Annotated in this window: 14 protein-coding genes; 10 read left to right on the top strand and 4 right to left on the bottom strand. The window is 71.2% G+C overall.

From position 1 onward, the window contains the following. Positions 1-482: 482 nt before the first annotated feature. A complete protein-coding gene (locus E1286_RS22945; protein WP_132615496.1) occupies positions 483-1322 on the bottom strand; it encodes an SDR family oxidoreductase in 840 nt (279 codons plus the stop codon). 194 nt (positions 1323-1516) lie between these two features. On the opposite strand from E1286_RS22945, the gene E1286_RS22940 reads away from it, so the two are divergent. Further along, positions 1517-2449 (top strand): helix-turn-helix transcriptional regulator, encoded by a 933-nt coding sequence (locus tag E1286_RS22940; RefSeq protein ID WP_132615495.1) that lies wholly within the window; start codon positions 1517-1519, stop codon positions 2447-2449. After that, entirely contained in the window at positions 2446-2937 is a 492-nt protein-coding gene (locus tag E1286_RS49355; RefSeq protein ID WP_223190276.1) for a hypothetical protein, read from the top strand. Before E1286_RS22940 ends, E1286_RS49355 begins: the two co-directional genes overlap by 4 nt. Here E1286_RS49355 and E1286_RS22930 read toward each other — a convergent pair. Then, positions 2904-4337: a xylulokinase gene (locus E1286_RS22930; RefSeq protein WP_132615494.1), complete on the bottom strand. Its 1434-nt coding sequence runs from the start codon at positions 4335-4337 to the stop codon at positions 2904-2906. The genes E1286_RS49355 and E1286_RS22930 overlap by 34 nt on opposite strands. A gap of 280 nt (positions 4338-4617) precedes the next feature. Between E1286_RS22930 and E1286_RS22925 the strand changes: the two genes are divergently transcribed. Together E1286_RS22925 and E1286_RS22920 are read left to right on the top strand one after the other, a co-directional pair. Then, positions 4618-5127, top strand: coding sequence for a SigE family RNA polymerase sigma factor (locus E1286_RS22925; protein ID WP_132615493.1), 510 nt, complete (start codon positions 4618-4620; stop codon positions 5125-5127). Next, positions 5127-5813, top strand: a complete 687-nt coding sequence (locus E1286_RS22920; RefSeq protein WP_132615492.1) for a hypothetical protein — start codon at positions 5127-5129, stop codon at positions 5811-5813. The genes E1286_RS22925 and E1286_RS22920 overlap by 1 nt, the downstream gene beginning before the upstream one ends. Before the next feature lie 198 nt (positions 5814-6011). On the opposite strand, the gene E1286_RS22915 is transcribed toward E1286_RS22920, so the two are convergent. Then, the gene (locus tag E1286_RS22915) at positions 6012-6200 is read right to left on the bottom strand and encodes a hypothetical protein (RefSeq protein WP_132615491.1); all 189 of its coding nucleotides are present in this window, start codon (positions 6198-6200) and stop codon (positions 6012-6014) included. Positions 6201-6372: 172 nt separating this feature from the next. Here E1286_RS22915 and E1286_RS22910 point away from each other — a divergent pair, with 172 nt between their 5' ends. Both E1286_RS22910 and E1286_RS22905 read left to right on the top strand, forming a co-directional pair. After that, positions 6373-6882 carry a VOC family protein gene (locus E1286_RS22910; protein ID WP_132615490.1) on the top strand — a complete coding sequence of 170 codons (510 nt, stop codon included), beginning with the start codon at positions 6373-6375 and terminating at the stop codon, positions 6880-6882. Positions 6883-6950: 68 nt separating this feature from the next. Beyond that, positions 6951-7193: a hypothetical protein gene (locus E1286_RS22905; protein ID WP_132615489.1), complete on the top strand. Its 243-nt coding sequence runs from the start codon at positions 6951-6953 to the stop codon at positions 7191-7193. Here the strand turns inward: E1286_RS22905 and E1286_RS22900 are convergent. Then, on the bottom strand, positions 7190-8473 hold the full coding sequence (locus E1286_RS22900) for a TIGR04013 family B12-binding domain/radical SAM domain-containing protein (RefSeq protein ID WP_246075052.1): 1284 nt from the start codon (positions 8471-8473) through the stop codon (positions 7190-7192). The two genes, E1286_RS22905 and E1286_RS22900, sit on opposite strands and share 4 nt — an antisense overlap. Positions 8474-8513: 40 nt before the next feature. Between E1286_RS22900 and E1286_RS22895 the strand changes: the two genes are divergently transcribed. From E1286_RS22895 to E1286_RS22880, 4 genes are all read left to right on the top strand, one after another. Continuing rightward, positions 8514-8966, top strand: a complete 453-nt coding sequence (locus tag E1286_RS22895) for a MarR family winged helix-turn-helix transcriptional regulator (protein WP_132615487.1) — start codon at positions 8514-8516, stop codon at positions 8964-8966. A gap of 115 nt (positions 8967-9081) precedes the next feature. Beyond that, positions 9082-10263: an MFS transporter gene (locus E1286_RS22890; RefSeq protein WP_132615486.1), complete on the top strand. Its 1182-nt coding sequence runs from the start codon at positions 9082-9084 to the stop codon at positions 10261-10263. After that, positions 10260-10637 (top strand): VOC family protein, encoded by a 378-nt coding sequence (locus tag E1286_RS22885; protein WP_132615485.1) that lies wholly within the window; start codon positions 10260-10262, stop codon positions 10635-10637. The genes E1286_RS22890 and E1286_RS22885 overlap by 4 nt, the downstream gene beginning before the upstream one ends. Before the next feature lie 3 nt (positions 10638-10640). Next, a complete protein-coding gene (locus tag E1286_RS22880) occupies positions 10641-11012 on the top strand; it encodes a VOC family protein (protein WP_132615484.1) in 372 nt (123 codons plus the stop codon). The last annotated feature ends 126 nt before the right edge of the window (positions 11013-11138 follow it).

Below are 11138 nucleotides of genomic sequence, written 5' to 3'. Positions count from 1 at the left end.
ACCGATCCCTGACCGAACCCTGACTCTCTCTCCTGCGGCTTCCCTTACGAACTCTCCCGCCCCCCGCGGCTTCCCTTATGGACTCTCCCGCTCACCTGCGGCACCGCACGGACCTCTCCCCCTCGCCGGCGTCCTTCCTTTACGGCGGAGCCCGGTGGGCACCACCCACCGACGCGGCTGACCGACCTTCCAGGGAGACGCTCACCGGCCTCACCGCCGCCCCGCCGCGACGGCGCCCCCATGACCGCCTTCGGGGTTCTGGCGCGCGGTGTCGGATCGTGGCTGCCCGCCTCCTGGGAATATGGCGGCCTGTTCCTGTTTCCCGGCGCGGGGCGAAGCTGAGCCGCCCCTGAAGTCGATCAGAGGCGGCACAACCGACTCATCCGAGGAGCACGCCATGAGCATCACCCTGGACTGGAACCAGCCGGCCGGCGAGGAAGGACGTCATGAGATGCGATTTCCTCTCGTCGGTGGTCGAGGGCTCAGCGGGCGTCGTCGCATGCGGTGGCGACGGACTTGCCCTGCCAGGCGGCCAGGTCGTGCAGGAGCTGGGCGATCGTGACCTGCCGGCGTTCGACGGCGTCGCGGCCCAGCGCCAGGTGCCCCGGCAGCTTGTCCTGACAGGTGACCTCGTAGATCAGCGCGGCGCCCTTCACCGGGTCGCCGAGCTGGGCGTGGTTGGCCTCGCCGGCCCAGTCCAAGGTGTCGTGGGCGGGAGTGCCGTCGTAGGCGTCGATGCGCTGGGAGGCGATCGACAGCGAACTGGTGTCGAGGAAGTCCGTGCGGAAGACGCCGGGCTCGACGACCATGCACTGAATCCCGAACGGCGCCAGCTCAGCCGACAGCGCTTCGCTGATGCCGGCGACGGCGGACTTCGTGGCCGCGTACATGCTCACCCCGGGTTCGCCCTCGAACCCGGAGCGGGACCCGATGTTGACGATCTTGCCGCGGCCCGCCGCGCGCATCACCGGCAGGACGGCGCGGGTGAGGTTGATCAGCCCGAAGACGTTGAGGTCGAACAGGGCACGCGCCTCGGCGTCCGTGATCTCCTCCAGCGCGCCGAGCAGACCCCGGCCCGCGTTGTTGACCAGGACATCGATGGTGCCGAAACGCCGGACGGCCGCCTCGACGGCTCGGTGGACGTCCTCGTCGCGGGTGACGTCGAGGGCGACTCCGAGCACCCGGCCGGACTGCCGGAGGTCCGCCGGCAGACCGTCCGGGTCACGGACCGCCGCCACCACGGCGTCACCGCCCGCCACGGCGGCGCGAGCGATCTGCAGGCCGAGGCCGCGGGAGGCGCCGGTGATGAACCACGTGGACATGTGAATGCTCCTTCGTACTGATGAGAAGAAGGACCGGATCTTGGTCGCGGGGCATGTACCGCCTCCCGGCCCGATTTCCACTGAACCAGCGCTGAACAGCGAAGAAGGGCCTCAAAAGGGCCCAAACGATCGGGGGAAGAACTGGGCCACCCTCACGAACCGTCGCCCCCCGAGAAGAAGCGAGACTGGGTGGTATGGATCGTGACCACACCAACAGCCCGCTGGCGGCGTTCCTGCGCTCGGCCCGCGCCCGGCTCAGCCCGCACGAGGCCGGACTGGACGAGCCCCTGCTGGGACGGCGCCGCGTGTCCGGACTGCGGCGCGAGGAGCTGGCCAGGCTGGCCGGGGTGAGCGTCGACTACTACACCCGCCTGGAACAGGGCCGCAGCCGCAGCGCCTCACCCGAGGTGCTCGACGCGCTGGCCACCGCCCTCCACCTCGACGACGCCGAACGCGAGCACCTGCACACCCTCGCGCGCCCGATGCCCGCCCAGCGCAGACGGCGCCCGCGCCCGCAACGGGTCCACCCCGCCACCTGGCGGCTGCTCGACACCCTGGAAGCAGCGTGCCGGCCCGCCTTCGTTCTCGGCTGCCGCCTCGACGTCCTGGCCCACAACCGGCTCGCCGGACGTCTCATCACCGACTTCCGCGCCCTGCCCGCCGCCGAGCGCAACCAGGCGCGCTTCGTCTTCCTCGACCCCCACGCCCGCGATCTCTACGGGAACTGGCCCGCCGTCGCCGCCGACACGGCCGCCATGCTCCGCCGTGACGCCGGCCGCCACCCCGACGACCCCGCTCTCGGCGCCCTCATCGGAGACCTGTCGATCCACAGCGAGGAGTTCCGCCGCTACTGGGCCGACAACAAGGTCCACCAGCGCACCACCGGCAGCAAGGACTACCACCATCCCCTCGTCGGCTATCTCACCATCACCTACCAGGCCCTCACCCCAGCCGACGACCCCGACCAGACACTGTTCGTCTACGACACCGAACCAGGCAGCCCCTCAGAGCACGCCCTCCGCCTCCTCGCCCAGTGGACCGACCGCACCCCTGCCGACGACGCCCATCCCGGCTCGCCAAGCGCCCCAACCGCCTCCCGTCCCCCCAACGGCATACCTCGACCGTGAATCGGCCACTTGTCGAGGCCGAGCTCGACCGTCGCATGCCCGAGCGCGCGAAAATGCGCCCCGACGACGCCGACGGGTTCCGTACGGCGTGGGCCGTCCTGGAGCGGCGGGCGTGGCACCGGTGGGACCTGCCATGGGACGAGGCGCCCGGCTGGGACGGCATCGCATGGGACCGCGAGGCACACCCCTCGCTCGACGAGGCGCTCAGCATCCGGCGCGAACGCAGGCGACCGTTCAGCGCCCGCCTGCTGCGGCTCAACGGGTCCGTCCAGGACGATGGGCGCCCACACACGAAGGCACCCTGCACCGGTGCCTCACCACCCTGGACGCAGCGTCTGGAGCTCCACGACGGACAGGCAGTCGCCGCCCGCCTGCCCGCCTGGCCCGTGGCCGACGCGTGGCCGCAGCGGGCTCCGGCGGTTGATCTGCCGCCGGGCCCGACGAGCGGGCACGGTCAGTCGAGGATGTTCTGGGTGGCGCGGGCGTAGCGGGCGCGGATCTCCGGCAGCGCCTCGCCCTCGTACGTCTCCGTCTCCTCCGAGCGCCACTCCGGCGTCGTCACCAGCGTGGCGGCCTGGAAGGCGGCACCGTTGGCGACGTACTCGGCAGGCGGCGGCACCATGATCGAGACGCCGAAGATCGTCGGGGCGATGCGCCGCACGGCCTCCGAGCGGGCCGCGCCGCCGATCAGCAGCACCCGTTCCGGCGTCAGCTTCAGGGCGTCGAGCCCGTCGGCCAGGCCGCACAGCATGCCTTCGACGGCCGCCCGCGCCAGGTGGGCCGGGGTCGAGGTGGCCAGCGTGAGCCCGTGGAGCGAGCCCGTCGCGGTCGGCCGGTTGGGGGTGCGCTCCCCCTCCAGATACGGCACCAGCGTGAGCCCGCCGGCCCCGGGAGGCGCCTGCAGCGCCAGGTCGCTCAGCTCGCCGAGCCCGACCCCGGCGATCCGCGCGGCGGCGTCGAGGACGCGGGCCGCGTTGAGCGTGGCCACCAGCGGCAGGAACCGCCCCGTCGCGTCGGCGAACCCCGCCACCGCGCCCGTCGCGTCGGCGCTCGGCGACGGCGCGACCGCGAACGCCGTGCCCGACGTGCCCAGCGACACCACCACGTCGCCCGGGCGCGCGCCCACGCCGAGTGCGGCGGCCATGTTGTCACCCGTGCCCGGCGCGACCAGCACCGCGCCCGATCCCCCGGCCACCGCCGCGACCGCCTCCTCGGCCGGCCCGAGCACCCGGGGCAGCAGCGGCACCGTCCCGAACGCGACCTTGAGCAGGTCCGTACGGTACGCCCCTGTCGCGGGCGACCAGTAGCCCGTGCCGGAGGCGTCACCCCGGTCGGTCACCAACTGGTCGAGCGGCGGCCGCGGCGCGTCCAGCCACGCCTCGACCCCGAACGGGATCCCGGAGGCCAGCGCGCCCATCAGCCGCCACGTGAGCCAGTCGTGCGGCAGGCACACCGCCGCCGTGCGCCGCGCGTTGCCGGGCTCGTGCTCGGCCAGCCAGCGCAGCTTCGTCACCGTGAACGAGGCCACCGGCACCGAGCCGACCGCGTCGGCCCACATCTGCCGACCGCCCAGCTCCGCGACCAGGTCGTCGGCGGCCTTGGCGGAGCGGGTGTCGTTCCACAGCAGAGCCTCGCGGACGACCTCGCCGGACTCGTCGAGGCACACCATGCCGTGCTGCTGGCCGGCCACGCTCACGGCCGCCACGCCGTCGAGCCCGCCCGCCTCCTCGAAGGCCCGCAGCAGCGCCGTCCACCAGTGGGACGGGTGGACTTCGGTGCCGTCGGGGTGTGGGGCACGGCCCTGCCGCACCAGCGCGCCCGTCTCCGCTTCCCGAATGACGACCTTGCAACTCTGCGTGGAGGAATCGACCCCAGCGACAAGCGTCACGGACGTACTCCTAACAAGTGGCCCAGCACCAGCCGGATGGAATGCCAGAAATGGTATCCGCGCCCGACACGTCCCCACAGCCCCGCGGGACCGGATGCGGGCGATTGTCCGTTGCAGTGGAGCTGTCGGTGTTCCGGTTGAGTTGATCACGCTGTCGATGCCGATCTTGGTGGTACGGCGTCCTCCGGAGAGGAAACTCCGTGGCCGGCCCCGTTCCATGCAACCCGCGTCCGGGCCGGCGGCATCTCCTCTGGTGTGAAGCCATCTATCTGGGAGTCCCATGAGCCTTGATGAGGAGTACACCGCCTATGTGAGAGGCCGGCTGTCCTGGTTGCGGAAGATCGCTTACTCGTTGTGCCAGGACTGGCACCGCGCGGACGACCTGGTACAGACAGCGATAACGCGGCTCTACGTCAAATGGCGCCAAGCGCGGGTGGCCGACGACCTCGACGCCTACGTACGGGTGATTCTGATCCGGGTCTTCCTCGCCGAACAGCGAAGGGGGTGGTTCTCGCGGGTCCGGCTCTCGTCCGCGACATCCCACCAGACGCTCGAAAGCGGCGATCGGGACATGGCCATGGACATCCACCGGGCCCTCACCGCCGTCCCTCCGCGCCAGCGCGCCACCCTCGTGCTGCGCTTCCATTGCGATCTGAGCGTGGAGCAGACCGCCCACGCGCTGGGCTGCTCCACAGGAACCGTCAAGAGCCAGACCGCCCGCGGCCTCGCCACTCTGCGCGCGCTGCTCGGCGAGCCGGAATCCCGTCTAGCACGTGCGGAGGAATGCTGATGGATGCCAAGCAGGTGTTCGACTCGCTGGCGCGCGAGGAGCAACCGCCTACCGGGGTGGACGTGAACCGTGCCATCGCGGCGGGACGCGCCATGCGCAGACGTCATCGTGCGGCCGTCGCCGGGATCACGGCGGCGGTGACGGTCGCGGCCGTCACCGTTGCCGTGGCGATGCGCCCGTGGCCGGGGCAGCGAGACGGCCTCGCCGTCGCTGTGCCCGCCGCGCCGTCCGCCACAGCCGCGCCGTCCGCCACAGCCACGCCACGGCCCACCTACAAGGGATTCGCGGAGCTGAAGAAGGAGTATCCCCCCAAGGGAAAGATCGCCTCCGTGCCACCGCTCGTCATGTGGCTGAGCGAAGCGCCCCGCAAGAACGAGCTCATGCTGTGCGAGAGCGGGCCGAACGGTAGCTCCTGCGCCGGATTTCCTCCACTCACCGCCGGCGAGTTCGCCCGCACGCAGGGCAGGCTTCGCGGTACAGACGTCTGGTTCGGCGTGGCCAAGGACGATGTTCACGGGGTGACGGCTGTCACCAAGGACGGGGGGAAGCTTCCAGGGAACCTCACACGAAGTGTCGGAGCGGGGCTCGGACTGTGGGCCGTGGAGTATCCCTCGGGAGCCGACGTGCGAAGGCTCCTCGTCACCGGCGCAAGAGGGGAGACCCTGCAGCGGATCCCGGCCCAGTGACGAGCCTGACGGTCCATCCCCGGATCGGGTCTCGATGGCCCACCGACAACACGACCCGATCGACTCCGCCTGAAACCGCCGGATCAGGATGACGTACGGCAGATGAACATGTGTCCCCCCGACAACGTCATCCGGCAGGGACAGCGATCGTCAGGGGAGGGTGGGGCACGCCTCGATGCTCCCCTGACGATCAGAGGTTCACAAGCCCGAAGGATCGCGCCCCACGCTGATCTCCTCGGCGATCTTGCGGATCTCCGTCACCTCGAGGCCGGGAGCCTTGGGCAGCTGGCGTTGCAACGCCTCCATCACCACAGGCACGGGCTGACCGGCGAACCGGCCGGCGATGCCGTGGACCGCCCTGAACAGAGCCTCATCGGTGTCGTGCATCGGCCTCTCTCCTTGGTCGGGTACCGGCAGAACGCTACGGCCTGCGGGCGACACTTTCACCGCTTCGGCTCCCGCGTGTTCCATGCCACCGGGCAAAACCGGTAACCGGTCACGGCGAAGTATTTGAACGCTCATATAGTTGAGTCCGGGGATTCCGTCGAAAGGGGCAACCATGCCTGTCCAGCGACTCAACCACGCGGTCCTTTACGTCCGCGACGTGGAGCGCAGCGTCGCCTTTTACCGCGAGGCGCTCGGCTTCGAGGTCGTCATGGGCATGAAGGGCGCGGCGTTCCTCCAGGCCTCCGGCTCGACGAACGACCACGACCTGGGCCTGTTCCAGATCGGCGAGGACGCTGACCCCTCGCCGGCCGGCCGCACCTCCGTCGGCCTCTACCACCTGGCGTGGGAGGTCGACACCCTGGCGGAGCTGGAGCGCGTGGCCGCCAAGCTCACCGAGCTGGACGCCCTCGTCGGCGCCTCCGACCACAGCACGACCAAGGCACTCTACGCGCGCGACCCCGACGGGCTGGAGTTCGAGGTGTCGTGGCTGGTGCCCGCCGCGCTGCTGACCGACGAGATCATCGCCGGCCGCACCCGCGTCCGCCCGCTCGACCTGGACGCCGACAAGCAGCGGTACGGCGCCACCACCCGGGGCGGCATAGGCGTCTCCGTCCCCGCCTGAAGTACCGTGGAGGTATCGACCCCTCCGTCCACGGAGGACTCCACGGCTGACTTCCACGGAGAACGGTCATGCCAAGCGATCCAGATCACGTGCTCGACGCCATCGACGGCGTCGTCGACGAGTGGGAGACACTGAGCGCAGACGCCATGCGCTGGGCGCCTCCGGAGAACAAGAGCCCCACCATCCTGACCGAGGTGAGCGAGATCTTCGGTCCGCTGGTCAACGCGTTCTCGCAGGCGTTGCGCCCCGTGGGTGACGCCGTGGAACGCGTGATCGAGTCGTTCGAACGCGACGACGACCGGCGGCTCTAACCGGTGGTGCGCCGGCGCCGGGCCCGGCGCGGGTAGGCCTTCGCCGTCTCGGCCAGGCGGGCGGCGTGCTCGGCCTGCTTGCGCCAGTGTCCGTACGCGTCGCCGCGCTGGGCCAGCCGGTCGAGCTCGCTCATGGTCGCCAGCGGGATGAACGCGGGCTCGGCGTCGCGCCACGGCGTGCCGGGCAGCGGCATGAACGTGTGGGTGTGGATGCGCGCCCCCAGCTCGGCCAGGTCGCCGGCCAGCTGGAGCGACTGCGCCTGGTCGTCCTGCGACTCGCCCGGCATGCCGAAGATGAAGTCGACGTTGGGCCGGAAGCCGTGCTCGACGGCGATCCTGACGGCGTCGCGTACCGGAGAGGTGTCGTGGCCGCGCCCCGAGGCGGCCAGCACCCGGTCGGAGCCCGACTGGGCGCCGATGATCAGGTTGTCGTTGGCGACGTACCGTTTGAGCAGCCGCATCGCCTCGGGCGTGACGTGCTCGGGGCGCACCTCGGAGGGGAAACTGCCGAAGAAGACGCGGCCGTGCGGCGGCAGCTCCTCCTTGACGCCCGCCAGCAGCTCCTCCACCTTGCCGAGGTCGGGGTCGGGCCCGGGCGAGCCGTACGAGAGCGAGGTCGGGGTGATGAAGCGCACGTCGCGCAGCCCCCTTCCCACCAGCTCGCGCACGTGGGCGCGGACGCTGGCCACCGACCGGTGGCGGAACTGCCCGCCGAACATGAACGGCGTCTGGCAGAAGCGGCACGTGTAGCGGCAGCCGCGGGTGATCTCGATCGGCCCGCTGCGGCCGGCGAACGACGGGAAGGCGTCGAGCGGCAGCTGCGGCGCCGGACGCGTGCGCAGGGCGACGCCGTCGGCGTCCTTGATCGCCAGGCCCGGCACCGTGGTGAGCGGCTCGTCCTGCTGCAGCGCGCGGACGAGGGAGACGATCGTCGACTCCCCCTCGCCGATGCCGGCGAGATCCCAGCCGGAGTCGAGGACCTGCTGGGGCTCGGCGGTGGCGTGCACGCCGCCCGCGATGTGCAGACCGCGCCCGCCGCTCAGCTCGCTGACCGCGGCCAGCTCGGCGGCCATGGCCTCGGCGTCGGGCGAGTAGAACGACCAGAGCACCAGCACGCGGTCGGCGCCGGTGGCGAGGATGTGGTCGGCGGTCTCCTCGGCGGTGGTGCCGAGGCGCAGCTCGTGCTCGACCCCCGCCGTGTCGAGGGCGGCGAGCAGCGCATGGACGCCGTACGTCACCGCCTTGCGATATCGGACCACCACACAGACCGCCAGTGCCACGTCCGGCAGCGTAGCCGAGGCGGCCGACTAAATTGACCTCATGATCGGACTGGGGACGTTCATGCGCCACGTCCACGAGCTCATGGACGGCGCCATCGCCGAGGTCTACGCCGAGCACGGCCTGCCGGAATACCGGCCCCGCTTCTCACCCGTGGTCCGCACGCTGGTGGCGCACGGCCCGATGTCGATCGGCGACCTCGCTCGGGCCATCGGCGTGACCCATTCGGCGGCCAGCCAGACCGTGGTCCAGATGCGCCGCAGCGAGTTCGTCATCCTGGAGAAGGGCTCCGACGCCCGCCACCGCATCGTCCGCCTCACCGCCAAGGCGGAGGCGGCGCTGCCGCTCATCGAGGCCGAGTGGGCGGCCACCGAACGCGCGGTGCGCGAGCTGGACGCGGAGCTGCCCGTGCCGCTGGCGCAGGTGCTGACGGCGGCGGCGGAGGCGCTGGAACGCCGTCCTTTCCGCGCGCGCATGGGGGACATCAGGCTTTAGACTCGTCGGTATGACCTGGCGACATTGATGCATAACCAGGGGCCGGCGCGGGGCGCGCGGGCCTCCGAGGCGACGCGCACTCGGAGTCCCCACTCGTCCAGCCCTGGAAGGCCTCATGCTTGTCGCGTCGCTTTACGCTTATGCGTTCCTCAGTGAGTTCGTCCTGCTCTACCCGGTGTACACCCTGCTGTTCACCGACACCGGGCTCTCGGTCGCGCAGACCTCGTCCCTGTTCGTCATCTGGTCCGTGACCGGCATGGTCCTGGAGGTCCCGTCGGGCGCGTGGGCCGACGCGGTCTCCCGCCGCCTGCTGCTGTTCCTGGGCCCGCTGCTGGCCGGTCTCGGCTTCGCGCTGTGGATCCTGTTCCCGTCCTACTGGGCCTTCGCCCTGGGGTTCGTGTTGTGGGGCGCCGAGGGCGCCCTGGTCTCGGGCGCGTACGAGGCCCTCTCCTACGAGGAGCTCGAACGGCGCGGCCAGGCCCACCGGTACGCGGGTGTCATGGGCCGGGCGACCTCGCTCGGCCTCGTCGCGAACGCGGCGGCGATCGCCCTGGCCACCCCCGTCATGGCGGCCGGCGGGTACCCGGTCGTGGGCGTGGCGAGTGTCCTGGCGTGCGTGGCGTGCGCCTGCACGGCGCTGACGCTTCCCGAGCACCGCTCGCGCGGCGCCGCCGACGAGGGCCGCTACCTGGCGGTGCTCAAGGAGGGCGTCACGCTGGCCCGCGCCGACCGCCGGGTGCTGCACGCGGTGCTGCTGGTGGCGTTCGTGACGGCGATCTGGGGGGCGCTGGAGGAGTACGTGCCCTACCTGGCGGTCGAGGCGGGCGTGGCCAAGACCGCCGTCCCGCTGGTGATCCTGCTGGTCTGGCTCGGCGCCACGGCGGGCGGCCTGCTGGGAGACGCCGCCCAGCGCATGCCGCCGCGCGCGTACGGCCTGATGCTCGCGCTCGCGGCGGCGGCCATGACGGCGGGGGCGCTCAGCGGGCATCCTGCCGGGTTCGTCCTGATCGCCGTGGCGTTCGGCGGGTTCCAGCTCGCCGGGATCCTCGCCGACGCGCGGCTTCAGGAGCGGATCACCGGCTCGGCGCGGGCCACCGTAACGTCACTGGCCGGGATCGGCGGCAACGTGGTGACGCTCGGCGTGTACGCGGCCTACGGGGCGGCCTCGCCGTACGCCTCGCACGGGGTGACGTTCGCGCTGCTGACCCTGCCGTACGTGCTGGTCGCGCTCTTTTCGATGAGTTCCGGACGGCGGCGTGGTCTGCACATCGAACGAGAGAAAGGAATATCGCCATGACCCGACCCGTCCTCGGCGGCCTGCTGCTGTCCAGCACCGACCCCGAGCGGCTGCGCGCCTGGTACGTCACCGCCCTCGACCCGGAGCAGAACACCGACGTCGGCGGTTACGGCGTGCTGAAATTCGGGGAGGTCTTCCTGTTCATCGACACGCGCGCCGACATCGGGGACAAGAACCCCGAACCCGGCAGGATGATCGTGAACTTCAACGTGGACGACGCCCGGGCCGTCGCCGCGCGCATGGAACGCGCGGGCGTCTCGTGGCTGGCCGAGCTGGAAGACCGCGACGGCAGCCTGTTCGCCACCGCGATCGACCCGGACGGCAACTACGTGCAGATCATCCAGCTCAGCGAGGAACACCTGAAGGAGATGTAGACGATGTTCGCGACGACGAAAGCGTTCAGCGGGTTCTCGGTCGACGACGTCGCGGCTGCGACCGCGTTCTACGGCAAGACACTCGGCCTGCGCGTCTCGGAGGAGCACGGGATGCTCACGCTCCACCTCGGCGGCGGCGCCGACGTCCTCGTCTACCCGAAGGGCGACGCCCACGTGCCGGCCACGTTCACGGTGCTCAACTTCCCCGTCGACGACATCGACCGGGCCGTGGACGAGCTGACGGCGTGCGGGGTGCGCTTCGAGCGTTACGAGGGCTTCGCCCAGGACGAGAAGGGCATCGCCCGCGGCGACGGCCCACCGATCGCGTGGTTCACCGACCCGGCGGGGAACGTCCTGTCGGTCCTGCAGGAGTGACCCTCTACGGACGGGCGGCGGCCGGCGACCGACCAGGTCGCCCGCCGCCGGGCGGCCGTGCGGATGATCCAGCAGCCACACGGCGAGCGGCCCGAACCCGGGCAGCAGCGGCATACCGCCGGCGAA

The organism is Nonomuraea terrae (assembly GCF_004348995.1).
Taxonomy (GTDB): domain Bacteria; phylum Actinomycetota; class Actinomycetes; order Streptosporangiales; family Streptosporangiaceae; genus Nonomuraea; species Nonomuraea terrae.
The sequence above is the reverse complement of the archived record's forward strand: the minus strand, read 5'-3'. Positions and strand labels throughout refer to the sequence as shown.

Coding starts and splice junctions, on each gene's coding strand:
- E1286_RS22945 (WP_132615496.1), bottom strand. CDS start 1,322: ATGTCCACGTGGTTCATCACCGGCGCCTCCCGCGGCCTCGGCCTGCAG.
- E1286_RS22940 (WP_132615495.1), top strand. CDS start 1,517: ATGGATCGTGACCACACCAACAGCCCGCTGGCGGCGTTCCTGCGCTCG.
- E1286_RS22925 (WP_132615493.1), top strand. CDS start 4,618: ATGAGCCTTGATGAGGAGTACACCGCCTATGTGAGAGGCCGGCTGTCC.
- E1286_RS22920 (WP_132615492.1), top strand. CDS start 5,127: ATGGATGCCAAGCAGGTGTTCGACTCGCTGGCGCGCGAGGAGCAACCG.
- E1286_RS22915 (WP_132615491.1), bottom strand. CDS start 6,200: ATGCACGACACCGATGAGGCTCTGTTCAGGGCGGTCCACGGCATCGCC.
- E1286_RS22910 (WP_132615490.1), top strand. CDS start 6,373: ATGCCTGTCCAGCGACTCAACCACGCGGTCCTTTACGTCCGCGACGTG.
- E1286_RS22905 (WP_132615489.1), top strand. CDS start 6,951: ATGCCAAGCGATCCAGATCACGTGCTCGACGCCATCGACGGCGTCGTC.
- E1286_RS22895 (WP_132615487.1), top strand. CDS start 8,514: ATGATCGGACTGGGGACGTTCATGCGCCACGTCCACGAGCTCATGGAC.
- E1286_RS22890 (WP_132615486.1), top strand. CDS start 9,082: ATGCTTGTCGCGTCGCTTTACGCTTATGCGTTCCTCAGTGAGTTCGTC.
- E1286_RS22885 (WP_132615485.1), top strand. CDS start 10,260: ATGACCCGACCCGTCCTCGGCGGCCTGCTGCTGTCCAGCACCGACCCC.
- E1286_RS22880 (WP_132615484.1), top strand. CDS start 10,641: ATGTTCGCGACGACGAAAGCGTTCAGCGGGTTCTCGGTCGACGACGTC.